This window comes from Vogesella lacus (assembly GCF_979366295.1).
The window spans coordinates 188646-215285 of sequence record NZ_CEETQT010000006.1 but is presented as its reverse complement, the minus strand read 5'-3'; the positions used below and the strand labels follow the sequence as shown (position 1 = coordinate 215285).

Here is a 26640-nt window from a genome sequence, read left to right as displayed (position 1 = left end):
CAGCGACCGGGCGGGTGCTACGAACACCCACCCAGACAGCTGACCCGCAGAGATAGCCTGCAAGTCAACCCGAGGCTGCCGCCTTCAGCGCTGAAAGCGCGGCAAGTTTAGCGGTTTTTTTGACACTTGCAGATGAAAAACGACATCCGTTGCGGTGCATGCCATCGCAAACTGGCAGAAGGCCAGTACATCACCCTCAGCATCAAGTGCCCGCGTTGCGGCACGCTGAATCACCTGAAGGCCGAGCGCCTCGATCAAGAGCACCACCGAGTGCCGCAACCTGGAGAATGTCATGGACGCCAGTCCCATCATTCCTTGGCTGGGCGGCAAACGACGCCTGGCTGACAAGCTGTTCCCGCTGTTCCCGCCGCACGAGTGTTATGTCGAGCTGTTCTCCGGCGGGGCAGCCCTTTACTTCTTGCGGCAAGTGCCTGCGCCGGTCGAGGTGCTTAACGACGTCAATGGCGAGTTGATCAACCTGTATCGGGTGGTGGCCAACCATCTGGAAGAGTTTGTCCGCCAGTTCAAATGGGCACTGAGCAGCCGCGAGGTGTTCAAGTGGCAACAGCAGACCCGCCCCGAGACGCTGACCGACATCCAGCGCGCGGCACGCTTCTTCTACCTGCAGCACCATGCTTTTGGCGGCAAGGTCGACGGCCAGAGCTATGGCACCGCGACGACCGCGCCGATGTTCAATCTGTGCCGGATCGAAGAAAACCTCAGCGCCGCCCATTTGCGGCTATCCGGCACCAATATCGAGAGGCTGTCGTGGCAGGACTGCCTGAAACGTTACGACCGGTCGCACACCTTCTTCTACGCCGATCCGCCATACTGGCAGACCGAGGGTTACGGCGTAGCCTTCGAGCTTGACCAGTACCTGCAGCTGGCCGAAGCGATGCGGACATGCAAGGGCAAGGTGATGGTCAGCATCAACGACCACCCCGACATTCGCGAGGCGTTCAAGGGATTCTGGATGGAAGGACTGGACATCAAGTACAGCACCGGCAACGTCCAGGGCAAGCCACAAACCAGCCGGGAGCTAGTCATCACCAATTGGGAGCCGCAGACAATGGGCGGCCTGTTCTAACGCCTAAACAAAAAGCCCTGCCAAAGAGCAGAGCTTGTGCCAAATCCCCCGCAAAACGGGCTATCGGCGGTGTGCCAAAACAATCGCAAAACTGTGCCAAATCGCGCGCAAGGCTACAGTATGTGCCCCCTGTGTGGATGCCCCCTTTTATGCCCCCCGAGACGGGGGCATGTCAAGACACGCTATGACACGTCGTGAGAAAAGAAAAAACCCCGAAAGCTAGTGCTGTCGGGGTTTTTGAGTCTTCATGACACGTCATGAAGTGTTTGTTTGGTGGAGCCGGCGGGAATCGAACCCGCGTCCGGAAATCCTCTACGAAGAGTTCTACATACTTAGTCGTGTCATTTGGATTTAACCGCTATCACGCCGACGGACAGGCTGGATATTGGCGAGTTACCTTAAGTTTGATACCCAACCAAGTAACCCGATTGAGTACGATCTGATGTTAAGTGACTCTGCGGAGGTTGCCCTCACAGCCCATCAGCAAACTGCTGCAGAGTCCAGCCTTAAGCGGCTAGAGCGTAAGTTTCGTCGTTTGCGACTATATATTTTCAGCGTTTTACGGGGTAACTGAAATCCCGGTATGCCCTCATCCGCTTTGCAATCCCCGTCGAAACCAGGTCGGCCCCAGATGTGAGAATTGAAGTATAACTTGAAATGCCCGTGGATGCTAGCCGGCTGGCGATGTGTCTTCGTTTAGCCGGTTGGCAAGTACGGCATTGTCGCGGCCGGCCTTTTTGGCGCTGTATAGCGCGCGATCGGCTTCTTCGTAGAGTGCTCGCGCACTGGATTGCTTGTCGGGTATCTGACTGGCGATGCCGATGCTGACGGAAACACGCCCCAGCGGGCTCTTCTCGTGAGGCAGCTGCAAGCTCAACAGCTCGTGTCGTAACTCTGCGGCCAACCTTTCTGCCTGGGTTTCGTCATGCCTTGCCGCCAGAATGGCAAACTCTTCACCGCCGATGCGCGCTGGCAGCAGGCTGTCGTGCCGGCAGACTTTCTGCATGACGCTGGCCAGGGTGCGCAGTGCATCATCGCCAGCGGCATGGCCGTAGTGGTCGTTGAAGCGTTTGAAGTGATCGACATCAACCAGTAGCAAGGAGAGTGGCAGTTCGTTGTGGCGGCATTCTTGCAGGGTCAACAGGAAGCGGTCGTCAAACTGGTGGCGGTTGGCGAGGCCAGTGAGCTTGTCGGTGAAGGCCAGTCGCTTGAAATGATTGTGTTGCAGCAGCTGATTGAGGACGCTGCTTAGCGGTATCAGCAGGGCAAGCGAGGCGAGAGGCAGGTAGTAATGCCAGAGGTATTGCAGCGCCATCATGCCGGCGATCAAAGCTGCACTGACGGCGAGTGCGGCCAACATCTGGCGTTTTCGTGGCCGTCTTAGGCCCAGGATTTCCCAGGCGGTGGCCAGCAGAAAGATGATGGCGGCCGTGATGGGCGTGCTGACTTTCTGTAGCGTGCTGTTTTGCTGGATGGCCTGTGCGGTGGCTGCCTGGATACTGACACCGTTAACACTATTGTCATTGCCAAGAATCGGCGTTTGGTAGCGATCGCCGAGCCCGCCGGTGGTTACGCCAATAATCACGGTCTTGCCTTGTAACGCGCTGACCGGACCACTGCTGTCGAGCACATCAACAATGGAGATGGTCGGATAGCCCGTGCTGCCCAGCAGGTGAGGCAGAATGCGCTCGTCACGGTTTATCCATTCTGCTGTGCGCAGATTGCTGACCAGACTGTCAGTTTTGGGGGTGTTGCCCGAAAGCAGGGCTGCAAAAGCCGGCAGGTGGGCGCTGCCGATGCCGCTGGCAAGATAGGTGCGGCGAATCTGGCCGTCAGGGTCTGCGGGGTAGTCAATGATGCCTACCCCTTTGGCGGCGCGGGCAAACTGCGGCAAGGGCAGGGTTTCCTGCAGCTGACCGTTATTGTTTTCGGCAATGGCGGGCAGATAGACGTTGCCATGCGTGCGTATGGCTTGGGCTAGCGTGATGTCAGATTGAGGGGAGGTCGAGGCTTCGGCCAGCACCAGATTGACGCCGAGCTGGCGTGCACCTTGCAGCTTGGTGATGGATTCGGCCAGCAGCTCGCGCGGCCAGGGCCAGCGTCCCAGCCGACTCAGACTCTTTTCGTCAATCGCGACGATGACGATTTCTTCGCTGGGCGTGTTTGCCATGGCCGAAGCCAGGTGATCCTGCAACCACCACTCGAGGCGGTTGAAAGGTAGCAGGCTGCAAAGCACGGCGATGCCGGACAGCAGGAGTAGCGGGAGCTTGCGTGGGGCGCCGGGCATGATCAGTCGATGGTGAGTGTGCGTTGCGGTTCGCGGCCAACGTAGCCGTTAGCGCCGTTGATCAGCACTGTCAGCCGGTAGTTGCCTGGAAAGAGTGGCTCGCTCATCGCCCAGCTGGCATTGGTGGACTGCAAAACAATATCGGCCTCCTTGCGCGTCAGGTTCTCGATGCGCAGCTCGTAGCTGGCCTTGGCCAGCGGATACTCGCGCCCTTTGAAGCGCAGCAGGTGGTGTCTGCTGGCGCGCCAGAAGCCTTGTTCGGCATGGATGGCAAATGTCCGGCTGAATGGGCCGGCTTGGGATTGTTCATCCAGTGTGGCTACGCGCCAGTACCAGGTGCCTGCAGCCGGTAGTTGATGCTGGTATGTGGGTGAGTCGAGCGTAATCTGGCTGGCATCGCGCATGTCGGCGTTGGCCGAGATTTGCAGCAGGTAGCGCCGTTTTTGCTCGCCGGCCAGGCGGATGTTCATTTCGCGACCTTGCAGCTTGTCGCCATCTTGCGGCGCAACAATCAGCGGTGTGGCCGGCTGGCTGCGCAATTCGAACTCTCGCTCGACAGGAATGCCCTGCAGGCCATCGGCCTGGCGGCTGCGCACCGCCAGCAGATACTTGCCATCCATCAGTGGTGGATAGTAATAGCCGTGATCGCGACCGGAGTCGTCGATGATCTGGCGCTTGGGTGATTGCCGCGTCAGGGTGACCTGATAACCGGCCATGCCTGCTACCTCGGGCCAGGTGAGTACTGGCGGATTTTCGTTTTGCAGGGCTGCAATGCCGTCAAGAATTGGCGGCATCGGCAGTGGCTGGCTTTTGCCCGGTGGCTGGCCAGCGATAGTGACATTGCCTTCGCCGCCTTGCAGCTGTTGCGCGGCTTCACCGGCATTGACACCAACCAGTCCGCTGGCGACTTCGGTAGCCGAGCGGCCCGGCTGATCGATATTCACGCGGAAGCGGGTGCCGCGTACCGCGGTGACAGCGCTGGGGGTGGCAATATCATGCCGCGTCGGCATCAGCGGGTTTTTCAGGATGATGTTTTCAACGCTGCCCTGTTGCAGCAACAGCAGATTACTGTTGGCCGCCGTGCTCGGGAAGTGGGTGGCGGTCTGCACCTTGAGTCTGGCTTGCGAGCCAAGGCTGATCAGGCTGCCATCTTCCAGAATCAGTTTGAGCGCACTCTGGGCGCCGGTGCGGATTTCGCTGCCTGGGGCAAGCTTGAAACGCTGTCCCGGCTTGAGCACTTCGCCGGCAATGTCGGCGCTGCCGACCAGGTCGCTGACGGTGGCACTGCTGACATGCTGTTTCATCCAGTTAAGCGGAATGCGCAAGGCACTGCCTGCTTGCAGTGCATACGGATTGCGAATACCGTTCTGCTGTTGCAAGGCCGGTACCATGGACAGGCTCTGCAAATGAGTGCGAGCGATGCTCCACAGGTTCTCGCCGCTTTTTACGGTGTAGTACCAGTCGGTATTGGTGTCGGCGTGGGCCAGACCGAAAAAGCTGCTGGCGATCAGTGTGAGGGCGTGCGGCTTGTGCATGTCAGTGTGTCGTCTTTATAAATATCCTGTTTTAATTAATTTAAGCATTGCGCCAGATTAAAGTCCATCATCTTGCTCGGGCAGAATGCTCAGCAAGTCCAATGGTTGCCCGACCCGATAATCTGCCTGCCAGGCTTCCGGCGTATCGCTGTCACTAATATAGCCCCAGTCGGCCAGTACGGTTTTCATGCCGACCACGCGGCCGGCCTGAATGTCGCGCTCGGCATCGCCAACGTACAGACAGTGCTCCGGGGCGATGCCGATTTGCGTGCAGGCATGCAGCATGGGCGCCGGGTCGGGCTTGGGGACGCCCACTGTATCGCCGCTGACCACTACGGCCGGGGTGCTGGCAAAGGGCAGGGCCGGCACCAGGCGATCGGTGAAGCGCATCGGCTTGTTGGTGATGATGCCCCAGGTGATGCCGCGCTCGTCCAGCTGTTCGATTAGGGTATTTACGCCATCAAACAGGATGGTCTCGTCGGCAAAGCTGTGTTCGTAATGATCGAGAAAACGCAGGCGATACTCTTCAAAGCGCGGATGCTCGCGACTAATGCCAAAACCGAGGCTGACCAGACCGCGCGCGCCGTGACTGGCGATCGGGCGCACGGCATCGTAAGGTTGCGGCGGCAAGCCTTCTTCGGCTAGCAGGCGGTTGAGTGCGGCGCCCAGGTCGCGGGCGGTATCGGCGAGGGTGCCGTCGAGGTCGAACAGGACTGCCTTGATCATGTAGGGCTCCGTAAAAACAAAATGCGGCCAACCTTGAAAGGTTGGCCGCAGCAGCATGAAGATTAACGAACGGTCTTGCCGAGGAACAGGCGATAGGCCGGATTGTCGGTTTCGTCCGCCCACGGGTAGCCAAGGTTGGCGAGGAAGTCGGCAAAGTCGGCACGATCTTCCGCCGGCACCTGGATGCCGATCAGCACACGGCCCGAGTCGGCACCGTGGTTGCGGTAGTGGAACAGGCTGATGTTCCAGTTGGTGTGCATGGCCTCGAGGAAGCGTTTCAGCGCGCCCGGACGCTCGGGGAATTCAAAGCGCAGCACGCGCTCGTCTTTCAGCTGTGGCGCATGGCCGCCCACCAGATGGCGGATGTGCAGCTTGGCCAGCTCGTTGTCGGTCAGATCAAGGCCGTCCAGCTCGTTGGCCTGCAGGTCGGCAATGATGCGGCCAACCTCGTCGCGACCGCTGATCTGTACGCCGACAAACACGTGCGCGGTGCCCGGGTCGGCAAAGCGGTAATTGAATTCGGTGATGTTACGGTTGCCGATAATGGCGCAGAACTTCTTGAAGCTGCCCGGCTTTTCCGGAATCGTCACCGCAATGATGGCCTCGCGGCGCTCGCCCAGTTCGGAGCGCTCCGACACATGGCGCAGACGGTCGAAGTTCATATTGGCGCCACAGTTGATGGCGACCAGCGTCTTGCCCTGACAGCCTTCGCGCTCGATATAGGCCTTGGCGGCCGCGACGGCCAGCGCGCCGGCCGGCTCGGTAATCGCGCGGGTGTCTTCGAAAATGTCCTTGATGGCGGCGCAGATCGCATCGGTGTCGATCAGCATGATCTCGTCCAGCAACTCGCGGCACAGGCGGAAGGTTTCCTCGCCCACCAGCTTCACTGCCACGCCATCGGCAAACAGGCCCACGTCTTTCAGTTCGACCCGATGGCCGGCCTTGATGGATTGTTTCATCGCGTCGGAATCCACCGGCTGTACGCCGATCACCTTGATATGCGGCTTCAGGCGCTTGATATAGCTCGCCACGCCGGCGGCGAGGCCGCCACCACCGATGGCCACGAATACCGCTTCGATATCGCCGGGGTGCTGGCGCAGGATTTCCATGCCGATGGTGCCCTGGCCGGCAATCACGTCCGGGTCGTCAAACGGCGGGATATAGGTTTTGCCGGTTTCGGCGACCAGCTTCATCGCATGCTGGTAGGCGTCGCTGAACGATTCGCCCGACAGCACCACTTTGCCGCCGCGGCGGGTTACGCCGTCGATCTTGATTTGCGGCGTGGTGGCCGGCATCACGATGGTGGCTTCACAGCCGATCTTGGCGGCAGACAGGGCCACGCCTTGGGCGTGGTTGCCGGCGCTGGCGGTAATCACGCCACGTTCGCGCTGTTCGGCTGTCAGCTTGGACATCTTGTTATAGGCGCCGCGCAGCTTGAAAGAGAATACCGGCTGCAGGTCTTCACGCTTGAGCAGAATGGTGTTGCCGGTACGGCGGCTGAGGTTGGCCGCATGATCCAGCGGGCTCTCGATAGCGACATCGTAGACGTTGGCGGTGAGGATGCGCTCCAGGTAGTCGTTGGGTTTCTGCATGGTGATCACTTTGTCGGTAGTTTTTTCATTTTGAAGGAACAGATTAGCAGGAAGGCGGTCTGCACGGGAAGCGCCGTTGGCATTGCATGCTGCAACGCACGATGCTCTTCACATGCCGAAACAGTTTTCTGTAAGTACGACGGGGCTGACAGCCGCCCCGGTCGGGGTAGAGCATGTATAATGCAGGCCAATTTTTTCCGAAATTCACCGCCCACCTACGTGTTGCCAATGAAAAAGATGCTTTGCGCGCTGCTAAGCGCGACCGTCACGCTGACTGCCACCCTGCCTGCCCACGCTGCCTTTGTGCCGCCAGTACCGGAAATCGCCGGCAAGGCCTACTATCTGCTTGACTACCAGAGCGGCCAGATCATCGCGGCCCGCGATCCGGACATGCGTGTTGATCCGGCGTCGCTGACCAAGCTGATGACTGCCTATCTGACCTTCAAGGCACTAAAGGAAGGTCGCCTGAAGAAAGACCAGCTGCTGACCGTGTCGCCGGTAGGCTGGAAGACCGAAGGCTCGCGCATGTTCCTCGATCCGAAAATCCCGGTATCGGTGGATGACCTGATCAAGGGCATGATCGTGCAGTCCGGCAACGACGCCTGCGTGACGCTGGCCGAAGCGATTGCTGGCACTGAAGAAGTATTCGGCCAGATGATGACGGCCGAGGCCAAGCGTCTGGGGATGAATGCTACCAGCTTCAAGAACTCGACCGGCTTGCCGAATCCCGAGCACTACACCTCGGTGCGCGATCTGGCGACGCTGTCCAGCGCCATCATTCATGACTTCCCCGAGTACTACCCGACTTACTCCATCAAGTCATTTACTTATAACAACATCACCCAGCCAAACCGTAACCTCTTGCTGTATCGTGACCCGAACGTTGACGGCATGAAGACCGGCCATACCGACGCGGCAGGTTATAATCTGATTGCCTCCAGCAAGCGCGACGGTCGTCGTGTGGTGTCGGTGGTGGTCGGTGCGGTCAGCCCCGAAGCGCGTGCAGTAGAAAGCTCCAAGCTGCTGAACTACGGCTTGCAGTTCTTCGAAACGCCCAAACTGTACGAAGCAGGCAAGGAAGTTTCCTCGCTGCCGGTATACAAGGGCAGTGAAGACAAGCTGTCCATCGGTTTTGACAAGGACATTTTTGTCACCGTGGCACGCGGCAATGCGGCCAAGCTGAAAGCCGAAATGACCACCTTGCAGCCGGTGATTGCCCCGATCAAGAAAGGTCAGGAAGTCGGCAAGCTGACGGTGTCGCTGGACGGCAAGGTGCTGTACGCAAGCCCGATTCGCGCGCTGAATGCGGTGGAAGAGGGCGGCTTCTTCAGCCGGCTGTGGGATAGCATCAAGCTGTGGCTGGGCTGGTAAGTCCGGTAGTTTGATCGCGGTTTTATAGAGGGCGGCCCACGGGTCGCCCGTGATTATTTGATTCAGGAAGTGTCATGACTAGCCAGAGTACCGATCTGAAAGACCTGCTCGAATTCCCGTGCCGGTTTCCGATCAAGGTCATGGGTGAGCGCCACCCGGATTTCCAGCCCACCATTTTCGAAGTCGTGCGTGTACACGCGCCGGACCTCGACATGACGCATATCACCGTACGTGACAGCTCCAGCGGCAAATACACTTCGCTGACCGTTACCGTGACGGCGCACTCCAAAGACCAGCTCGATAGCATCTATCGTGCCCTGTCCAGCCACCCGCTGGTGAAGTGGGCGCTGTAAGCGATGAGCCGACTCGTCAAGCATCTGGGCCTCGTCGATTACGAGCCAACCTGGCAGTCCATGCAGGTCTTCACCGATCAGCGTCAGGCAGATACCCCTGACGAGCTGTGGTGTCTCGAGCATCCCCCCGTTTATACTCTCGGCCTTGCCGGCAAGCCCGAGCACCTGATCATGCCGTCCAGCATTCCGGTAGTGAAGTGCGACCGTGGCGGCCAGGTTACCTATCACGGTCCCGGCCAGCTGGTGGTGTACTTGCTGATCGACTTCAAGCGCATGGGCATCGGTGTGCGCGAGCTGGTACGCCGCATCGAGCAATCGGTGATCGACCTCCTGGCCGAGCTGGGCATTACCGCCTATGGCGACGAGAATGCGCCGGGGGTGTATGTGGCGGGCGAGAAGATTGCCTCGCTGGGCTTGCGCATCAAGAACGGTGCGGTCTACCACGGGCTGAGCCTGAATGTGGATATGGATCTCAAGCCTTTCGAGTGGATCAACCCTTGCGGTTACGCCGGGCTGAAAGTCACGCAACTGAAGGATCAAGGCGCTGCGCTTAGCGTGGCCGAAACCGCTGCCCGACTATTGCCTCATCTCGAGCGCAATCTGGCAGTGCAGAAGGAGACAACATGAAACTGGACAACCAGGCAGGTGTGAAGCACAAGGGCGCGGACAAGACCGCGCGCATTCCGATCAAGATCGTGCCGCTGGACGAAAAGCTGAAAAAGCCGGAGTGGATTCGCGCCAAGCTGCCGAATGGCCAGCGCTTCCAGGAAATCAAGCAGATCCTGCGCGAGCAAAAGCTGCATACCGTCTGTGAAGAAGCCACCTGCCCGAATATCGGCGAATGCTTCAGCAAGGGCACGGCTACCTTCATGATCATGGGTGACATCTGCACCCGTCGTTGCCCGTTCTGCGACGTTGGCCACGGCCGCCCGAATCCGCTGGACCCGAACGAGCCCAAGCACCTGGCCGAGACCGTAGCCGCGCTGCGCCTCAAGTATGTGGTGATTACCTCGGTAGACCGCGACGACCTGCGTGACGGCGGTGCCCAGCACTTTGCCGACTGCATCAGCGAAATCCGCAAGCTGTCGCCAAGCACCCAGATCGAAGTGCTGGTGCCGGACTTCCGCGGCCGCCTCGATGTTGCGCTCGACATCCTGGCCCAGAATCCGCCGGACGTGATGAACCACAACCTCGAAACCGCCCCGCGTCTGTACAAGCAGGCCCGTCCGGGTGCCGACTACATCCACTCGCTTGAGTTGCTGCAGCAGTTCAAGCAGCGCTGCCCGGATGTGCCGACCAAGTCCGGCATCATGGTCGGCCTTGGCGAGACCGACGAAGAGGTTTACGAGGTGATGGCCGATATGCGCAAATACGATATCGACATGATCACCATCGGCCAGTATCTGCAGCCGACTGACGGTCACCTGCCGGTATTGCGCTATGTGCATCCGGACCTGTTCAAGCAGTTCGAGAACAAGGCCTACGACATCGGCTTCAAGCATGCGGCAGTCGGCGCGATGGTACGTTCCAGCTACCATGCTGACGTCCAGGCGCACGAAGCAGGCGTAACCGCTTAAGGTTGGCCGCAACCCTTACGGCGCCGCAAGGCGCCGTTGTCATTTCAGAGGCCGGCATCGCCGGTACGGAGAGAAAAATGGTCAGCAATGAAGCGTGGCGCAGTGCCTGCGCCCTGCAGCAGGAAATCGAAAAGCAGCTGCTGCCGGCGGTACAGGCCGCCAAGCTGTGCGTGAAAGCTGGTCCGTTCGAGCGCAGCGTACAGAGCGAGGGCGGCGCAAAGATCGCGCTGGCCAGCAGCCTGCCGCTGATCAAGCGCACCAAGCAGCGCAAGGAATACATCGCCGGCTGGCTGGACATCCAGATCAGCCTGGGCGGCAATGGCGTGCCGCTGCGTGCCGATGGCTCGCCATTCGGGCCGGTGCTGCATATCGCGCACTGGGCCTGCGAGTTTGCCTTCGAGTACGACGCCTATGTCGGCTTCCCGGCCAGCCAGTGGCAGCCGTGGCAGCGCAAGGGCGAGCTGTTGCTGTGGGACGAGAGCGAATCGGCGTATGGCGACGAATGGCTGTACACGCTGGATCTGGCCGCGGTGAATGCCGACAACATCGACCAGCTGCTGCTGATACCGGCGCTGGCGCTGCTGGCGGGCGATCATGCCGCCTTGCCGGCTGACCTGCCGGGTCTGCTGCGTTATCAGGACGTCGCCGACAGCGAAGGTACCGACCTGCGTATCGCAGGCTGAGTTTGCCAAGTCACGAACAAGGGCGATGCCATGCGGCATCGCCCTTGTAGCATCTGGCCAAGCCGGACTATCAGGGTTGGCCGCAAGGCTTGCGGCCAACCTTTGCGCTAGCTGTTGGCAGTGCGGCCAAACCAGCGGCCGGCCTTGCAGCGGCGCGGCCGCATTACCAGATAGTAGGCCAGCGGTATCACGAACAGCGTCAGCACGGTCGAGAAAGTCAGGCCAAACAGGATGCTGGATGCCACCGGCCCGAACAGCAGTGACTTGCCGCCGATGCCGAAGGCCAGCGAGAACAGGCCGGCAATGGTGGTGACCGAGGTGATGATGATGGGCACCAGCCGGCGGCGCGCCGCATAGACGGTAGCGTGCAGGGTGCTGATGCCACTGCTGCGCCGCTCGTTGGCCGCATCAATCAGCACAATGGCCGAATTCACCGCGATACCGGTCAGCGCAATCACGCCATACAGCGTGTACAGGCTGATCGGGTTGCCGGACAGGAACAGCCCCAGCGTCACGCCGGTAAAGGCCAGCGGCACCGTGGTGAGGATCAGGAATGGCTGCCAGTAGCTGCGGAACTGTGCGGCCAGGATAAGGTAGATCAGGCCGATGCCCAGCAGGAACAGCTTGGCCATCGAATCCAGGCTTTCCTGGATGTCATCCAGCTCGCCCGAGAAGTCGAGATCCACGCCGGGATAGCGCTGCTGCATGCCGGTCCAGGCGGCTTTCAGCTGATTGTTGGCCGCAACGGTGTCGGTCTGCGTCTTGTCGAGGTTGGCCTCGATGGTGATGGCGCGGCGCAGCTGATAGTGGCGGATAAAGCCCTTGGATTCGCGCATGGTCGCCATTACCAGATCGCCCAGTGCCACTTCGCCGCCGCTTGGCAGGGCGATGCGGTAGGCCAGCACCTGGCTGACATCATCGAGCGTGCGCGGACTGGCACGCACCACCACATCGACCTTTTCGCCCTTGTCACGCACGCTGGCCACGGTTTCTCCTTCACCGTACAGACGGATCAGCCGTGCAATATAAGCCGCCGACAGGCCGGTGCGCTCCAGTGCTTCGGGGCGCAGTGTCAGCGTCAGCTCGCCACGGCCGGGCACGTCATCATCGGCAAGATCCTTGATGCCGGCGATGCGGCCAACCGCCTGCTTCAGCTCGTCGGTAGCGGCGCGCAGCTGGGCGTAATCATCACCACGCACCTTGACGCTGATCGGTTTGCTGCTGGGCGGGCCTCCGGAGATTTCCAGCACGCTGAGCCGGGCTTCGCCCTGATAGGCAGCAAAGCGCGCACGCACGGCATCGGCAATCTCGGGCGATTCGCGCATATCGCCGCTGCGCGGATTCAGCGAGACCAGCACCTGGCCGTAGCGGTCGCCATACAGCGGCTCGGTATCGGTGAATTTGATGCCGGAATACGAGGTCACCGAGCGCGCGTCGCCATCCTGCAGGGCGGGGCGGATCAGGCGCTCGATGCGCTCGACCTCGGCCTGGGTCTTTTGCAGCGTTACGCCGGATGGCATGTCGACATTCACATAAAACAGCCGGATCGGGTCAAAGGCAAAGAACTGCAGCTTGACGAGGCCGCCGGCCACCATGCCGACCGCGCTGACCATGATCAGTACGCTGGCCGCCAGCGACAGTTTGGGCCAGCGCATTACCTTGATCAGCAGCAGCGAGTAACGCACACGCAGCAGGTGATTGAAACGCTCGCGCCACACCTGCACGCTGGTGCGTCGTTGCAGGTCGGGGCGCAGCGCCATCATGTGCACCGGCAAGATCCAGAACGCCTCGATCAGGCTGATCAGCAGCGCCACGGTGACGACAAAGGGCACCACGAACATGAATTTGCCGAGGATGCCGGGCAGCAGCATCAGCGGCAAAAAGGCGGCGCAGGTTGTCAGTACCGAGGACAGCACCGGCCAGGCCACTTCGCTGACACCGTTGACCACCGCATTCCGCACCGGCTCGCCGCGTTGCAGACGGTAATACACCGCCTCGACCACTACTACGGCATCATCCACCAGCATGCCCAGTGCGATGACCACCCCCAGCAGTACGGTCAGGTTAAGCGTCGAGTCGATCATGTCGACCACAAAAAAAGTGCCAGCCAGCGCAAACGGGATGCCAAGGCCGACCAGCAGGGCGATGCGGCTGCCCAGAAACAGCCAGCACACCAGAATCACCAGCAAGAGGCCGAACAGTGCATTGCTTTCCATCACGCTGATAGCGTGGCGGGTCGGGTTGGTCTGGTCGTCCACCAGCGCCAGCTGCATGCCGAGGCCGGCAAGCTCGGGGTTTTCTGCGGCAATAAAGCTGCGCAGGGTCTCGACCAGCTGCAGGGTGTTGGCGCGGCTTTCCTTGGTGATGGCCAGCAGAATGGCTGGCTGGCCGTTATAGCTCACCAGCTGCGAAATGCGCTCGGTGCCGCGCGCGATGCTGGCCAGCTGATCCAGCTGCTGCTGGCCGCTGGCGGTGTTCACCGGCAAGGCTGCCAGCGTCTCGGGGTCGCTGCTCTTGCCCTCCAGCCGGACCAGCCATTCGCTGTCGGCAACGCGGGTGCGGCCGCCGAGGGTATTTTTCATCCAGCTGGCCACTGCATCCGAGACCTGGGTCGGGTTGCTGCCGGTTGCGGCCAACCTTGCCGGATCAAAGTCGATATGCAGCTGCGGGTCAGCGAGGCCGGTAGTCAGCAGGGTGTCGACGCCTTTCAGCCCCTCGATATCCTGTTTGATGCGCCGCGCCGTGCTGCGTAGCAGCTCGGTGTCGCTGCCGGTCAGCGCCACCATCGCCGTCGGGTAGCCGTTGGAGGTGGTGATCTCCATGATTTTCGGCTCGATGGCATCGGCCGGCAGCTCGGTATTGGCCTTGTTCTGGATTTCGCGGCGCAGCTCGGTCATGCGCTTGTCGAAGTCGGCATCACTGATCTCGTTGAAGCGCACCAGGATGGACGACACATTCTCGCGGCTGTTGCTGGAGACGTATTTGACGTCCTTCACCCCGCGCAAGGCGTCTTCCAGCGGCGAGGTGATGTCCTGCTCGATATCGGCGGCCGAAGCGCCGGGCAGGGCGGTGATGATGGACACCCAGTTGAAGTTGATTTCAGGATCTTGCGCGCGCGGCATGCCGGTATAGCTGAGGATGCCCAGCAACAACACCACGACAAAGGTGATATTGGCCAGCGGATGGTTGCTTAACAGGCGGTCAATGAATCGCATCTCGCCTCCGCATCAAGGTTTTTTGCCAAGGGCAAAGCGGCCTTCGTCAACCAGCCGCGTCTCCAGTGGCCAGTCGACAGTCAATGGCCGGCCGGCTTGCGCCTGTGGCAGCGCGACAAACTGCAGCTTGCCGGCTGTCTCGCGCCAGACGCCACGTTTGCCCTGATATTCGACAATCAGCCGCGCCGGAATCGCCGGTAGCACCGCGCGCCACTGCAGTTGGCCGCTGCTACCGGCCGCCGGTGCCTCGTTCGCCGGGGCAAAAATCACCTCGCGCGTCTGGGTGCGGCTATCAAGCTGCGGGGCAATGCGCAGCAGTTTCAGCGGGTAATCCTTGCCCTGGCTGCGAAACTGCCATTTGCCCGCCTGCTGCAGGCTGGTGATGTCGGCCTGTGGCACGCGTGCGCGCAGCTCGCTGTCGTTTTGCTGGCTCAGACTCAGCAGCACCTGGCCGGGGCTGGCTGTCTCGCCGACTGCGGCCAACCTTTCCTTTACCACCCCATCAAACGGCGCGCGGATCACGGTTTTGTCCAGCGCCAGTCTCGCCTGTGCCAGCGAGGTGCGGGCGATGCTGATTTCGCTGTCGATGACGGCCAGTTCGGTCTCGCGCTGGGCCAGCGCCTGTGCCGAGACAAACTGCGAGTTGCTGAGTGCGCGGGTCTGTTCAAGCTGCAGCCTGGCGAGTTTGCGGCGGTTTTCCTGCAGAAATAGCTGGGCGGCAGCCTGATCGACGGCCAGTCGGTACTGGCGATCATCCAGCTTCACCAGCACGCTACCTTTCTTCACACTGCTGCCCAAGCTTGCCGGCAGGCTGTCGATACGGGCGGAGAGTTCGCTGGTAAGGCGGCTTTCATTTCTGGGGCTGAGCGTGGCCAAGGCCTGATAGTTCTGGAAGCTGGCCAGCTCGGACAGCGGGCGGGTGGTATAGGGGGCTGCATGAATGGCGGGAGCCGCCAAAATCAACCCTGTCAGCAGTGGCTTGAGCATGGTGATTCTCATGGGAAGAGTGGTATTGAAATGGTGTTGGCATGCATTATCCGTTTGTAATCAATGCACTGTCCAATAAATCTGCATATGGTGAAAGATGCCTTAATAAGGCATTAATTTAGATTAATTACATTATGTTTTCTTATTAAATAGAATATAAATCTTGGCTTTGACGTGGTGTTGAGAGCTGTATTTAATGAGAACCCTTCTTGTATGTGGGGTTATCATGAATATCCGATTCAGGCTTGCCTGCCTTGGCGGTTTGGGCGTTGCCGGTGTTGCCATCATCGGCTTGAGCAGCTTTTTCCAGATTCAGCATTTACGCCAGGGCTTGTCCTCGATTGTCGATACCCGCATTCCGCAGATGCAGGAGCTGGCAGAGGTGTCTGAGGACTTTGGCGATAGCCGTCGTATCGCGCTGATGTTCATGACTGAAGTGCGCCCCGAAGAGCATGCCAAGCTGGAAAAGACCTTCGACAAGGAGCTGGGCGAAGCGCGTCAGGGTGTGACTCGCTATATGGCTTCGCTGGAAGAAGGGGCCGAGAAAGTGCAGATGCAGCGCCTCGAGCAGGATTTGCAGAACTACGAAGCCGTGGTGCGCGAGATTTTCCGCTTGCAGCGTGGCGGTTTGCCGGATGAAGCCAAGGCCAAGGCCTATGATGTGCGGCCGTTTGCCAATGGTGTGACTGAAACAACCCAGCAGCTGAAAGAGCAAAAGCTGCAGTACATCGAGACCGCCAACGCCGAGATGCTGGCCAATGCCGAGCGTGCGGTGCGTTATGGCATCGCGATCTCGCTGCTGTTTACCCTGTTGCTGGCGGTGATTGCCGTTTGCCTGGCGCGCAGCATCAGTGCGCCGATGTTGTCTCTGCGCAAGGCGATGCAGCGCATTGCCGCCGATCTCGATCTGGGCCAGCCGGTGAAAATCGTGCGTCAGGACGAGATTGGCAGCACGGTTGAGGCCTTCAACCAGCTGCAAGCGGTGCTGCGTGACAATCTGCAGCAGATGCAGGGCCTGGGCCGCAGTGTGGCCGACGAGGCGCAGAGCCTGCATGGTCAGGCCGGCAATATGTTTAATGCGGCGGGCGAAACCAGTCAGGCCGGCAGCAGCATGGCCGCGACGGTAGAAGAAATCGCCACCAGCATCCAGCAGGTAGCAGACAGTGCGGCCAACGCCGATATGCTGGCCAGCCGTGCCGGACACGCGGCGGTAGCCGGCAACGACAGTCTGGGCGACAGCATCGCCTGCCTGTCCGGCATGGCCAAGCAGGTGCAGTTGTCGGCCGGCCGTATCGACAGCCTGAAGCTGCGTGCCAGCCAGATTGGCCAGACGGTCGAGCTGATTCGCGATATTGCCGACCAGACCAATCTGCTGGCGCTGAATGCCGCCATCGAAGCGGCCCGCGCCGGCGAAAGCGGCCGCGGTTTTGCCGTGGTAGCCGATGAAGTGCGCAAGCTCGCCGAGCGCACCACGCGCGCCACGGTGGATATCGCCACCACCATCAATGCCGTACAGCAGGAAACCGCCGACAGCGCCCAGCTGATGCAGCAGGCCGTGAGCATGGTGGATGAAGGCGTGGCGAAAGCGGGTGTGGCGTCCGACGCGATGCAGCAGTTGTTGCAACAATCGGCCGAAGTGCAGCAGCAGATCAGCCACATCACCTTGTCGATGCGCGAGCAGTCTACCGCGCTGGCGCTGATCAGCAACGATATCGAACGCATGGCCGGCCTTGCCGACAGCAGCCATGGTGTGGCCGCCGGCCTGAATGCCAGCAGCCAGAGCCTGGGCCAGCATGGCGAGGCACTGCGCAATTTGCTGGCGCGTTACAAGCTGTAAACCCAGTCCGCCAAATGAATGCGGCCAACCTTGCGGTTGGCCGTTTTTTTTGTCCCTGATTGCCCTTGTCGCGGTGAGTGATCTTCTTGTGGAAGTCTTTGGCAGTAACGGCAGCTGGATTCTTGCCGTGGCTACCGCTGCTTGTGGCAGCGGTACTGCGCGGGGGATGTGTCTACTTTATCGCCTGGCATGCTGAATAGGCTTTGTATTCACGCGCTAATCAGCATTCAATCAAGAAAATTGTTCTTCATTAATTGGATTATTCGGGTAAATCTTCTTTATTGTGTTTTTTGGCGGAATCAACGTTCCGTTTTTGCTGGCGTAGCCGTCGCTTATCGAGTGCAATAGAAAAAATCAAACAATCCAAAAAGAATGTTTAATTAGATTAATATATCGGCCTGCGGCATCATGCACTCCATCGACAACGCCACGGCGTTAGCAACCACCAAGCCAACAAGGAGTGACACATGTCCATCATCAACAGCCAAGTTAAACCATTCGCCAGCAAGGCTTTCCACAACGGCCAGTTCATCGACGTAACTGAGCAGACCCTGCTGGGCAAGTGGTCCGTAGTGTTCTTCTACCCGGCCGACTTCACCTTCGTTTGCCCGACCGAGCTGGGCGACCTGGCTGATCTGTACCCGGAATTCCAGAAGCTGGGCGTGGAAATCTACTCCGTTTCCACCGACACCCACTTCACCCACAAGGCGTGGCACGACACTTCCGACACCATCAAGAAGATCCAGTACCCGATGCTGGCTGACCCGACTCACCTGATCTCCCGCAACTTCGGCGTGCTGATCGAAGAAGCTGGTCTGGCTGACCGTGGCACCTTCGTGATCGACCCGCAAGGCAAGATCCAGATCGTTGAAATCAACGCCGGTGGTGTTGGCCGCGATGCAGCCGAACTGCTGCGCAAGGTAAAAGCTGCCCAGTACGTTGCTGCTCACCCAGGTGAAGTTTGCCCGGCCAAGTGGAAAGAAGGCGATGCGACGCTGGCGCCGTCCCTTGATCTGGTAGGCAAGATCTAATTTTTGCGGCGCTTCGTCCCGATAGCTTTGTCGGCGGCGCGGCGCGGGGGCTTGCCGTACTTCATGTACTGTCAGCGCCCCCGCTTGCTTGCCTTCGCGCTCTCGGGCCGAATCAACCACGAAAATCCCCAGGCAATGCCTGACACCCGACATTCAATGCCGGGTGCCCCGGAAAGCGGCCTTGCGGCCAACCCTGGCTTTGATGAAGCCGCTTTCCCGGGTACCCGTACCAAGGAGAACAAAATGCTGGACGCCAATATCAAAGCCCAATTGCAAAACTATCTGACCAATCTGCAGCACCCGATCGAGCTGGTTGCTAGCCTGGGTGGCGGTGCCAAGGACGAAGAAATCCGCAGCCTGCTGGCCGACATCGCCAGCCTGTCTGATAAAGTCAGCGCCCGTTTTGATGGCAACGATGCGCGCAAACCGTCCTTCACTGTTGGCCGCAGTGGCGAAACCGCCGCTCGCGTGCAGTTTGCCGGTGTGCCGATGGGCCACGAATTCACCTCGCTGGTGCTGGCGCTGCTGCAGGTTGGCGGCCACCCGTCTAAGGCCGGGCAAGAGCTGATCCAGCAGGTGAAAGACCTGCAAGGTGAATTTACCTTCGAGACGTACATCTCGCTGTCGTGCCAGAACTGCCCGGACGTGGTGCAGGCGCTGAACCTGATGGCCGTGCTGAATCCGGCTATCCGTCACACCATGGTGGACGGAGCCTTGTTCCAGGACGAAGTGACTAGCCGCCAGATCATGTCGGTACCGACCGTTTACCTGAACGGTGAAGTCTTCGGCCAGGGCCGCATGGGTCTGGAAGAAATCGTCGCCAAGCTCGATACCGGCGCGGCAGCGCGTGAAGCCGAAAAACTGGCGCAGAAAGACGCGTTTGACGTACTGGTAGTCGGTGGTGGCCCGGCTGGTGCTGCGGCCGCGATCTACACCGCGCGCAAAGGCATCCGCACCGGCGTAGTCGCCGAGCGTTTTGGTGGCCAGGTGCTGGACACCATGAGCATCGAAAACTTCATCTCGGTGAAAGAGACCGAAGGCCCGAAACTGGCAATGGCGTTGGAGCAGCACGTCAAGGAATACGAAGTCGACGTGATGAATCTGCAGCGTGCCAGCAAGCTGGTTGCCGCCAGCGAAAGCGCGAGCGGCCTGACCGAGATTCAGCTGGAAAGCGGCGCGACACTGAAAGCCAAATCGGTGATCATCGCCACCGGTGCGCGCTGGCGCGAAATGAATGTGCCGGGCGAAAAGGAATACCGCAACAAGGGCGTGGCTTACTGCCCGCATTGCGACGGCCCGCTGTTCAAGGGCAAGCGCGTGGCGGTGATTGGCGGCGGTAACTCCGGCGTCGAGGCGGCGATTGATCTGGCCGGTATCGTATCGCACGTAACCTTGCTGGAATTCGGTGATGCCATGCGTGCCGACGCCGTGCTGCAAAACAAGCTGCGCAGCCTGCCGAATGTGACGGTGATCCTGCAGGCGCAGACCACCGAAGTGACTGGCGATGGCAGCAAGGTCAACGGTCTGTCCTACACCGACCGCGTGTCCGGCGAGGCGCGTCATATCGAACTCGAAGGCATCTTCGTGCAGATCGGCCTGCTGCCGAATACCGACTGGCTGAAAGGTACGGTCGAGCTGTCCAGCCGTGGCGAGATCATCACCGGCCGCCATCAGGACACCAGTGTGGCCGGCGTGTTTGCCGCCGGTGACGTCACCGACGTGCCGTACAAGCAGATCATTATCGCCATGGGCGAGGGTGCCAAGGCCGCGCTGGGCGCGTTCGATCACCTGATCCGCAGCAGCGCACCGGCCGCCTGACCAATACGCAGAATCCTGTTTTCCTCCATTTGCCCCGTGCTTTCAGCCGGGGCCTTTTTGTTTTTGCCTTGCGGCCAACCGTGGGCAAGGCTAGCAAAGCTAGGCCGCAAAAAAAACGGCTGCCGGACTCGCGTCGGGCAGCCGTCTTGCCAGCAGCAGACAATCAGATACGGCGCATCTTGAACTGCTTGGCCTTGATGCGGCACTGGCTGAAGCGCTCGAACGCCCAGTCGATGATGTCGCGATCCAGCGCCACATAAGTGCGCATCTCGGACACGCTGATCTTGCCGACCTGCTGTTTTTCCAGCCCGCACTCGACAGTCAGTGCGCCCAGAATATCGCCCGGACGCAGCTTGTCACGCTTGCCGCCGGCAATCTCCACCATGCACATCGGCGGCAGCAGCGGGCCGCCCGGCGCCGGTTTCAGCTTGCTGGCGTCGTCCCACGGCAGCGGGCTGCCCTGATACGCCTCGATCATGCCCAGACGTTTTTCATCGCGTGCCACCGCCAGCGTCATGGCAATGCCGACGTTATCGACGCGGCCGGTGCGGCCGATGCGGTGAATGTGGACTTCCGGATCGTGCGCCACATCAACGTTGATCACCAGATCCAGATCCTTGATATCGAGGCCGCGTGCGGCGACATCGGTGGCCACCAGCACGGTGGCGGACTTGCTGGCAAAGCGCACCAGCACCTGGTCGCGGTCGCGCTGTTCCAGGTCGCCATACAGCGCAATCGCCGAGAAGCCGGCATCTTGCAGCGCCTCGACCAGCGTCTTGCATTGTTCCTTGGTATTGCAGAAAGCCACCGCGCTTTGCGGGCGCACATGCTGCAGGATGCGCGCCACGGTGTCGAACTTGTCTTCCGGCGTCACCTTGTAAAACCATTGCTCGATCTTGCCGGCGTCGTGCAGCGACTCGACGCGCACTTCCAGCGGCTCGCGCATGAACTGGCGTGCCAGCTCGCGGATATTATCGGGGTAGGTGGCGCTGAACATCACCGTCTGGCGGCGGCGCGGACAGGCGCGGATGATGCCGACGATCTCTTCGATAAAGCCCATGTCCACCATGCGGTCGGCCTCGTCCAGCACCAGCATGCTGATACCGGCCAGCTGCAGCGTGCCGCGTGACAGGTGATCCTGCAGGCGGCCCGGCGTGCCGACAATGATGTGCGCGCCGTGTTCCAGCGAGGCAATCTGCGGCCCCATCGGCGTGCCGCCACACAGCGTCACCACCTTGATATTGTCGATGCCGCGCGCAAGGCGGCGGATTTCCTGCGCCACCTGATCGGCCAGCTCGCGCGTCGGGCACAGCACCAGACCTTGCGCGGCAAACCAGCGCGGGTTCAGCTGTTCCAGCATGCCCAGCGCAAACGCCGCGGTCTTGCCGCTGCCGGTCTTGGCCTGGGCAATCACGTCGCGGCCATCCAGAATCGCCGGCAGGCTGGCAGCCTGAATCGCGGTCATCTGGTGGTATTCAAGAGTGGCGAGGTTGTCGATCAGCGCCTGCTGCAATTTCAGGCTGGCAAATTTTTCTTTTTTCACAATGACTTGTCTGCATTTGGCAAGGCGGGGAGTGTAGCACCACCGCGCCTTGCGGCCAACCTTTGCAAGCCGCGTGATGAACACTGGCTGGGTGGGGCAAGCAGCCCCGCCTGAGTGGGTACTTGTCAGGCTTGTGTGGCCGAAACACGCGCTAGATAAGGCTTGCTGACAGCTGCATGAGGAGATAGGCACAGCCGGCGCTGTGTTATGCACACCGACACGGGCCTACGGGCGAATTGCAGCGAAAAACAGTCCCGCATGGATGTGTACTTGCCAGCAGGCACGGGCATCATCGCCTTGCATGTCATGTACATATCGAAATATGATGCCGAGTCATACACATCAACCAAGGAAATAGACACCTGAACAGGTGTCTATTACACGTTAGAAGGTTGCTGTCAGGTGGGTTTCTTCGGCTGGCGGCGACTTGCCAGCTTGGCGCTTCGTCATGCAGCTTGGGCTGCCATTTGCAGACTTGCTGCGTCGGACGTAAACAATCTGGCTGGAGGCATTGCCGGTTTGTGCGGCCAACCTCTTGTTGCTTTGTTGGCTGCTGTTGCAAGGTTTTTTTGGTGGGCTGTGCGGGTGCGGTTCTGCTCCGGCGCAGTTCTAACATTTTATTCAACTGGACGCGCTGACGCGCGCCAGTTAATTCACACGTTAGCACTTGCCCACGGCGGTGCTTATTTCACGTTCGTTAAAAATCCGGTTTTTGTTTGTGCCAGTGTTTCCAAACTAGGTTTTGCCTTTGGTTTTCTAGCCCAGTTTTTCCGGTGTTCTATTGGCACTGGTGCAGGTTCAGCTTTCCGGCTATGCTGCTGGCTTCGGGTGGCTGTTGTGTGGGCTTGGGTTCTAACGCGGCAGTCAACGCGAACGGCTTTCAGCCGCCGGTTACTTTGGTTCGTTAGCTTCTCTCCAATAATGGCAGTGGGCATAATATTTATACATAAACATATTAAGTGGGTAAGATGACAATGGTTAGAGTTATAGGTGCAGGTTCATTTGGCATTGTGGAGGAGTTGGAAACAGAGAGTGGAAATATAGCAATAAAAAAGCTAATTCTATCAACTGACCAGCAAGAAAATAATGAATTAAAACGACGATTTAAAAGGGAGGTTGAATATCAAAGTAGACTTGTTCATCCGAACATAGTTCCAATAATTAGCTATGAATTAGAAAGTGATTTGCCATGGTTTACAATGCCTTTAGCAAAATGTCACTTAGGGGCTGAATCAGTGCAGCTAAATACTGCTGACAAGATTTGCATAAGTCATATGATAATGGATGGGATCGAATATATTCATCAATGTGGTAAAATTCATAGAGATCTTAAGCCTCGAAATATTCTTCGTTTTCATACTGTTTGTAATTCGTATTATTATGCCATCTCAGATTTTGGTTTAGTTGCAGATAGAAGTAGAGAAGATTCAACAGTATTAACGATGACTAATGCGAAAATGGGAACGTTGCCATATATGCCAATTGAATGTTATGAGGATGCAAAAAAGGTTTCATTTCAATCAGACATATATTCATTAGGTGTAATTCTTAAATACATCTTTGATGGTGAAACTGGTACACCTTTAAGAGAGAGGAGTTCACATTGTATTATTTCTTCAGTTATTAGTAAGTGCACAAAGGATAGATTGGATGAACGATATAAATCAATAGCAGAAGTTAGGGATGACTTTATAAATCTGACGAATAAAATAGTTTAACCATGAGGCATTAGTAATGTTAAATATTTTATCATCCTCATCTTTTTCGTTTTCCAAAAAAGCAGAACAAGATAACTCTGATTGTGTATTAATGCCGAAAAGGCTTGGTGATGGTTATATTTTTGCTATTGCTGATGGCGTGGGAAAAAAAGTTGGATCTTCGGTTGCATCAAGTGAAGCAATTGGATATTTGGAAAATATAACAGATGAAAAAGAAATTTTAGATTTTAAATTAATATTTAAAAAAATTAAAATGCAATTGCAGAGACGAGCTAAAAAAGACTCTCGACTTTATTCAATGGCTACGACTTTAACTGTTTGCTATTTGACGAGCGAGGGTATTAGATTTGCTCACACTGGTGATACTAGGTTATATATAAAAAACAGCAATAACAAATTGAAGCAATTAACAAAAGATCAAACAGAGCATGAATACTTGATCTCTGAAGGTGTATTTGCACGAAAACAGGTTCAATCGCTACCGCGAAGTAATGTTCTATATTCTGTATTATCACCTAATTCAGAGTTGAATGTGGAAACTGGTCATGTTGAATGTCTATCAGGATCGATATTTTTAATGTCTGATGGGGCGTATGATTTTTGGGAAAACAATCCTAAGTTTTCCAACTCGACAATGGAAAATGTTTGTCATTTCGCATCTAGTCTGCGCAAAAGAATAATTAAAACTGGCCCTAAAGATGATTTTTCTTTTGTTGGTATTGATTTTCAATATATAGCTAACAAATAAATGCAGGGGGCGCAAAAAGCCGCGCCCCTGATTTAAGCGTTAGGCACCTTGAAGAAACAACCAATGGAAAAAATGGATAGCCTGTAACCCCAAGACTTTGAAAGGCGTTGATTGCGTGAGCATCGCAAAATAGGTTGAGGAGTACTCACGATTCCTAAATTCCCAAAGTTCACATTTTTCTGAGTTATTTGGAAACAAGGCTAGCACGGTAGGTTGGGCTGAACTTGTGAAGCCCAACGTTCACCGCGTAAAGGTTGCTCACAAGCAATTACGGGTTTGCGGCCAGCCACGTAGGCCGGGTTCGCCATAGGCGATACCCGCGCTGTCATGCCATGATTTTTCCTGTTTCACGCGGGTATAGCCTTGCGGCCAGCCCACACTACCAATTGGGTGTCAGGTTTCATGGTCAAACCGCTTAATTCCGCCGGTGACAAGCATCGGGCAATCGTTATGCGATGTTTGGCGGGTCTGCTTCTTGTGCCAGCGTGCGCGGGTTTGCCGTTTGTCTTGTTTGCCACGCTGACCGGATTATCGGGAGATTCGCCAGCGAGCGCCTTGGTGCTGATGGCGAGCGGCAATATATTGTTTTTATGTGGCTCGGCCTTCAGGCCCGGTACTCATCTTTTGGTTCTGTCTGCTGCGGTTTTGCTGCCCGGCGTCATGTTTTATGCCGGGTATTCGATGGATAAGCAATTCTGGTCAGGCCATAACGACAATCTGTGTAAAGAACTCAGGTCAAACCCGACTTGTACAGAAGATGACCGCGGGTTTTCCTGTGGCAATTGGAGAGACGGCATGGCTTTGAGCGTGCCCGGCGCAATCTGTCTGGACAAAAAGCTTGATTAAGGGCCGTGCGGATATCGCAGCTGTCGGCGTGCTCGGGCCCTTGTGAGATGCCGCCATCAGCAACAAACCTGACCGCATCACCGTGAGTCACGCAGCAAAACAAAAAGGCAGCCTCGGCTGCCTTTTTGCTTGTCACGGATTGTGCTTATTTGAGGCGCAGCGGGATGTACAGCGTGCTGCTTTCGCGCTTCACTAGCAGGGCGATGTTGCCGCGGGCTTCGCGCAGGGCGCGTTCGAAGTCGCGGACGGTGATGATTTCGCTCTGGTTCAGGCCGATAATCACGTCGCCGTTCTGCACGCCGGACTGGGCGGCCGCGCCCTTGGCCTGATCGACAAACAGGCCGCCGCGTATGCCCAGCTCGCGGCTGTCGGCGCTGTCTAGTACCGACAGGGTGAGTCCGAGCTGGTCAAAGCGGAAGCTTTGCGGCTGGGTGTTGCCAGGCTCAGGGGCGGTGCTGGCGACTTCGCCCGGCAGCTCGGCGAGGACGGCATCAACCGATTTTTCTTCGCCCTTGCGCCAGATGCCAAGCTTGATCTTGGCGCCAGGTGGTTGGTCGCCCACCATGCGTGGCAGATCGCGCGAGCTTTCTACCAGCTGGCCGTTGAGCTTCAGGATGATGTCGCCGACCATCACGCCGGCGCTGCTGGCCGGACCTTTCGGCTCGACGCGGACTACCAGCGCGCCACGCGGACGGTCAAGGCCGAAGCTTTGGGCCAGTTCGCGGTTGACCTCTTGAATGTGAACGCCCAGTTGGCCGCGGCTGACTTTGCCATTGGTTTTCAGCTGTTCGGCGACTTTCATCGCCAGATCGATCGGGATCGCAAACGAGATGCCCATGAAGCCGCCGGAGCGGCTGTAGATCTGCGAGTTGATGCCGATGACTTCGCCTTTCAGGTTGAACAGCGGGCCGCCGGAGTTGCCGGGGTTGATCGCGACGTCGGTCTGGATGAAGGGCACATAGCTTTCGTCCGGCAGGCTGCGGCCCTTGGCCGAGACGATGCCGGCGGTGACGGTGTTGTCAAAGCCGAACGGGGTGCCGATGGCGGCTACCCATTCGCCGACTTTCAGCCCGCTAGGCTCGCCGATCTTGACTGTCGGCAGGCCGCTGGCGTCGATTTTCAGCACGGCAACGTCGGTGCGCTTGTCGAGGCCGACAAGCTTGGCCGACAGCTCGCGCTTGTCAGTCAGCACCACCTTGATCTGGTTGCTGCCGGTGACGACGTGGGCGTTGGTCATGATCAGGCCATCGCTGCTGATGATGAAGCCGGAGCCGAAGGACAGGTTTTCGTCAGAAGGAATTTCTTCTTGCTGGCTGTCGCCGCCGTTGCCACCGCCGTGCGGTGGCATGAAGCGCTTGAAGAATTCGTAGAAGGGGTCGTCCTCGGGCAGGCCAAGTGGTTGGCCGCGCGAACTGGCGCTGGCGGTTTTGCTGGCCTGGATGTTGACCACGGCCGGGCCTTCGCGCTCGACCAGCAGGGTGAAGTCAGGCAGCAGCATGGCCACCTGGCCGTTTTCCTGGGCCGGGATGGCCACGGTGGAGACGGGCTTTTCATCCTTGAACAGGGCTTCGATCTTGCTGCAGCCTGCAAGGCTGATCACCAGGCCGGCAATGACAAGTAGCTTGATACCGGGTTTGTTCACCGACGTATTCCTTCTGATTTCTTTGTTTTTTTACTGATAAGCCT

The 26640-nt window shown here is 58.3% G+C and carries 21 protein-coding genes and 1 other RNA gene; 13 read left to right on the top strand and 9 right to left on the bottom strand.

Going from position 1 to position 26640, the window contains the following annotated elements; genetic code table 11:
• The first annotated feature begins 132 nt into the window (after positions 1-132).
• Together ACZ9W6_RS09810 and ACZ9W6_RS09805 are read left to right on the top strand one after the other, a co-directional pair.
• On the top strand, positions 133-345 hold the full coding sequence (locus ACZ9W6_RS09810) for a Com family DNA-binding transcriptional regulator (RefSeq protein WP_465190938.1): 213 nt from the start codon (positions 133-135) through the stop codon (positions 343-345).
• On the top strand, positions 293-1087 hold the full coding sequence (locus tag ACZ9W6_RS09805; RefSeq protein ID WP_465190937.1) for a DNA adenine methylase: 795 nt from the start codon (positions 293-295) through the stop codon (positions 1085-1087). The genes ACZ9W6_RS09810 and ACZ9W6_RS09805 overlap by 53 nt, the downstream gene beginning before the upstream one ends.
• A gap of 271 nt (positions 1088-1358) precedes the next feature.
• Here ACZ9W6_RS09805 and ssrA read toward each other — a convergent pair.
• The 5 genes from ssrA to ilvA all read right to left on the bottom strand — a co-directional run bounded on the left by ssrA (position 1359) and on the right by ilvA (position 7236).
• Positions 1359-1716: a transfer-messenger RNA gene (ssrA, locus tag ACZ9W6_RS09800) on the bottom strand.
• A 41-nt stretch (positions 1717-1757) separates the two neighbouring features.
• Positions 1758-3374, bottom strand: coding sequence for a diguanylate cyclase (locus tag ACZ9W6_RS09795; protein WP_465190936.1), 1617 nt, complete (start codon positions 3372-3374; stop codon positions 1758-1760).
• A 2-nt stretch (positions 3375-3376) separates the two neighbouring features.
• The gene (locus ACZ9W6_RS09790; RefSeq protein WP_465190935.1) at positions 3377-4909 is read right to left on the bottom strand and encodes a FecR domain-containing protein; all 1533 of its coding nucleotides are present in this window, start codon (positions 4907-4909) and stop codon (positions 3377-3379) included.
• A 57-nt stretch (positions 4910-4966) separates the two neighbouring features.
• Complete coding sequence (locus ACZ9W6_RS09785; protein WP_465190934.1) at positions 4967-5635, bottom strand: HAD family hydrolase; 669 nt, start codon at positions 5633-5635, stop codon at positions 4967-4969.
• A gap of 62 nt (positions 5636-5697) precedes the next feature.
• Positions 5698-7236 carry a threonine ammonia-lyase, biosynthetic gene (gene ilvA, locus ACZ9W6_RS09780; protein WP_465190933.1) on the bottom strand — a complete coding sequence of 513 codons (1539 nt, stop codon included), beginning with the start codon at positions 7234-7236 and terminating at the stop codon, positions 5698-5700.
• Positions 7237-7455: 219 nt separating this feature from the next.
• Here ilvA and ACZ9W6_RS09775 point away from each other — a divergent pair, with 219 nt between their 5' ends.
• The 5 genes from ACZ9W6_RS09775 (at position 7456) to ACZ9W6_RS09755 (ending at position 11211) form a co-directional block, all read left to right on the top strand.
• Positions 7456-8598 carry a D-alanyl-D-alanine carboxypeptidase family protein gene (locus ACZ9W6_RS09775; protein ID WP_465190932.1) on the top strand — a complete coding sequence of 381 codons (1143 nt, stop codon included), beginning with the start codon at positions 7456-7458 and terminating at the stop codon, positions 8596-8598.
• A 74-nt stretch (positions 8599-8672) separates the two neighbouring features.
• A complete protein-coding gene (locus ACZ9W6_RS09770; RefSeq protein ID WP_465190931.1) occupies positions 8673-8951 on the top strand; it encodes an HP0495 family protein in 279 nt (92 codons plus the stop codon).
• 3 nt (positions 8952-8954) lie between these two features.
• Complete coding sequence (gene lipB / locus ACZ9W6_RS09765; protein ID WP_465190930.1) at positions 8955-9578, top strand: lipoyl(octanoyl) transferase LipB; 624 nt, start codon at positions 8955-8957, stop codon at positions 9576-9578.
• A complete protein-coding gene (gene lipA / locus ACZ9W6_RS09760) occupies positions 9575-10528 on the top strand; it encodes a lipoyl synthase (RefSeq protein WP_465190929.1) in 954 nt (317 codons plus the stop codon). The genes lipB and lipA overlap by 4 nt, the downstream gene beginning before the upstream one ends.
• 77 nt (positions 10529-10605) lie before the next feature.
• The gene (locus ACZ9W6_RS09755; RefSeq protein ID WP_465190928.1) at positions 10606-11211 is read left to right on the top strand and encodes a hypothetical protein; all 606 of its coding nucleotides are present in this window, start codon (positions 10606-10608) and stop codon (positions 11209-11211) included.
• A 107-nt stretch (positions 11212-11318) separates the two neighbouring features.
• Here ACZ9W6_RS09755 and ACZ9W6_RS09750 read toward each other — a convergent pair whose 3' ends face one another.
• Together ACZ9W6_RS09750 and ACZ9W6_RS09745 are read right to left on the bottom strand one after the other, a co-directional pair.
• Positions 11319-14426 (bottom strand): efflux RND transporter permease subunit, encoded by a 3108-nt coding sequence (locus ACZ9W6_RS09750; protein WP_465190927.1) that lies wholly within the window; start codon positions 14424-14426, stop codon positions 11319-11321.
• A 12-nt stretch (positions 14427-14438) separates the two neighbouring features.
• Positions 14439-15413 carry an efflux RND transporter periplasmic adaptor subunit gene (locus ACZ9W6_RS09745; RefSeq protein WP_465190926.1) on the bottom strand — a complete coding sequence of 325 codons (975 nt, stop codon included), beginning with the start codon at positions 15411-15413 and terminating at the stop codon, positions 14439-14441.
• A 226-nt stretch (positions 15414-15639) separates the two neighbouring features.
• On the opposite strand from ACZ9W6_RS09745, the gene ACZ9W6_RS09740 reads away from it, so the two are divergent.
• The 3 genes from ACZ9W6_RS09740 (at position 15640) to ahpF (ending at position 20099) form a co-directional block, all read left to right on the top strand.
• Positions 15640-17250, top strand: a complete 1611-nt coding sequence (locus tag ACZ9W6_RS09740) for a methyl-accepting chemotaxis protein (RefSeq protein WP_465190925.1) — start codon at positions 15640-15642, stop codon at positions 17248-17250.
• Positions 17251-17717: 467 nt separating this feature from the next.
• Positions 17718-18281 carry an alkyl hydroperoxide reductase subunit C gene (gene ahpC, locus ACZ9W6_RS09735; RefSeq protein WP_465190924.1) on the top strand — a complete coding sequence of 188 codons (564 nt, stop codon included), beginning with the start codon at positions 17718-17720 and terminating at the stop codon, positions 18279-18281.
• A gap of 156 nt (positions 18282-18437) precedes the next feature.
• Positions 18438-20099, top strand: coding sequence for an alkyl hydroperoxide reductase subunit F (gene ahpF / locus ACZ9W6_RS09730; protein ID WP_465190923.1), 1662 nt, complete (start codon positions 18438-18440; stop codon positions 20097-20099).
• 163 nt (positions 20100-20262) lie between these two features.
• On the opposite strand, the gene dbpA is transcribed toward ahpF, so the two are convergent.
• A complete protein-coding gene (dbpA, locus tag ACZ9W6_RS09725; RefSeq protein WP_465190921.1) occupies positions 20263-21642 on the bottom strand; it encodes an ATP-dependent RNA helicase DbpA in 1380 nt (459 codons plus the stop codon).
• 968 nt (positions 21643-22610) lie between these two features.
• On the opposite strand from dbpA, the gene ACZ9W6_RS09720 reads away from it, so the two are divergent.
• The 3 genes from ACZ9W6_RS09720 (at position 22611) to ACZ9W6_RS09710 (ending at position 24954) form a co-directional block, all read left to right on the top strand.
• The gene (locus ACZ9W6_RS09720; protein WP_465190920.1) at positions 22611-23360 is read left to right on the top strand and encodes a serine/threonine-protein kinase; all 750 of its coding nucleotides are present in this window, start codon (positions 22611-22613) and stop codon (positions 23358-23360) included.
• Between the two features lie 16 nt (positions 23361-23376).
• Positions 23377-24108 carry a PP2C family protein-serine/threonine phosphatase gene (locus ACZ9W6_RS09715; protein WP_465190919.1) on the top strand — a complete coding sequence of 244 codons (732 nt, stop codon included), beginning with the start codon at positions 23377-23379 and terminating at the stop codon, positions 24106-24108.
• Positions 24109-24510: 402 nt separating this feature from the next.
• The gene (locus tag ACZ9W6_RS09710; RefSeq protein ID WP_465190918.1) at positions 24511-24954 is read left to right on the top strand and encodes a hypothetical protein; all 444 of its coding nucleotides are present in this window, start codon (positions 24511-24513) and stop codon (positions 24952-24954) included.
• A gap of 145 nt (positions 24955-25099) precedes the next feature.
• Here the strand turns inward: ACZ9W6_RS09710 and ACZ9W6_RS09705 are convergent, their stop codons facing one another.
• Complete coding sequence (locus tag ACZ9W6_RS09705) at positions 25100-26596, bottom strand: DegQ family serine endoprotease (protein WP_465190917.1); 1497 nt, start codon at positions 26594-26596, stop codon at positions 25100-25102.
• Positions 26597-26640 lie beyond the last annotated feature (44 nt).

Excerpts from the sequence above, each read along its gene's own strand:
- ACZ9W6_RS09770 (WP_465190931.1), top strand. The coding sequence starts at position 8,673 with ATGACTAGCCAGAGTACCGATCTGAAAGACCTGCTCGAATTCCCGTGC.
- ACZ9W6_RS09795 (WP_465190936.1), bottom strand. The coding sequence starts at position 3,374 with ATGCCCGGCGCCCCACGCAAGCTCCCGCTACTCCTGCTGTCCGGCATC.
- ACZ9W6_RS09740 (WP_465190925.1), top strand. The coding sequence starts at position 15,640 with ATGAATATCCGATTCAGGCTTGCCTGCCTTGGCGGTTTGGGCGTTGCC.
- ACZ9W6_RS09775 (WP_465190932.1), top strand. The coding sequence starts at position 7,456 with ATGAAAAAGATGCTTTGCGCGCTGCTAAGCGCGACCGTCACGCTGACT.
- ahpC (WP_465190924.1), top strand. The coding sequence starts at position 17,718 with ATGTCCATCATCAACAGCCAAGTTAAACCATTCGCCAGCAAGGCTTTC.
- ACZ9W6_RS09755 (WP_465190928.1), top strand. The coding sequence starts at position 10,606 with ATGGTCAGCAATGAAGCGTGGCGCAGTGCCTGCGCCCTGCAGCAGGAA.
- ACZ9W6_RS09720 (WP_465190920.1), top strand. The coding sequence starts at position 22,611 with ATGACAATGGTTAGAGTTATAGGTGCAGGTTCATTTGGCATTGTGGAG.
- ACZ9W6_RS09750 (WP_465190927.1), bottom strand. The coding sequence starts at position 14,426 with ATGCGATTCATTGACCGCCTGTTAAGCAACCATCCGCTGGCCAATATC.
- ACZ9W6_RS09710 (WP_465190918.1), top strand. The coding sequence starts at position 24,511 with ATGGTCAAACCGCTTAATTCCGCCGGTGACAAGCATCGGGCAATCGTT.
- ACZ9W6_RS09715 (WP_465190919.1), top strand. The coding sequence starts at position 23,377 with ATGTTAAATATTTTATCATCCTCATCTTTTTCGTTTTCCAAAAAAGCA.
- ACZ9W6_RS09810 (WP_465190938.1), top strand. The coding sequence starts at position 133 with ATGAAAAACGACATCCGTTGCGGTGCATGCCATCGCAAACTGGCAGAA.
- ACZ9W6_RS09745 (WP_465190926.1), bottom strand. The coding sequence starts at position 15,413 with ATGCTCAAGCCACTGCTGACAGGGTTGATTTTGGCGGCTCCCGCCATT.
- ACZ9W6_RS09785 (WP_465190934.1), bottom strand. The coding sequence starts at position 5,635 with ATGATCAAGGCAGTCCTGTTCGACCTCGACGGCACCCTCGCCGATACC.
- ahpF (WP_465190923.1), top strand. The coding sequence starts at position 18,438 with ATGCCGGGTGCCCCGGAAAGCGGCCTTGCGGCCAACCCTGGCTTTGAT.
- lipA (WP_465190929.1), top strand. The coding sequence starts at position 9,575 with ATGAAACTGGACAACCAGGCAGGTGTGAAGCACAAGGGCGCGGACAAG.
- ACZ9W6_RS09790 (WP_465190935.1), bottom strand. The coding sequence starts at position 4,909 with ATGCACAAGCCGCACGCCCTCACACTGATCGCCAGCAGCTTTTTCGGT.
- lipB (WP_465190930.1), top strand. The coding sequence starts at position 8,955 with ATGAGCCGACTCGTCAAGCATCTGGGCCTCGTCGATTACGAGCCAACC.
- ACZ9W6_RS09805 (WP_465190937.1), top strand. The coding sequence starts at position 293 with ATGGACGCCAGTCCCATCATTCCTTGGCTGGGCGGCAAACGACGCCTG.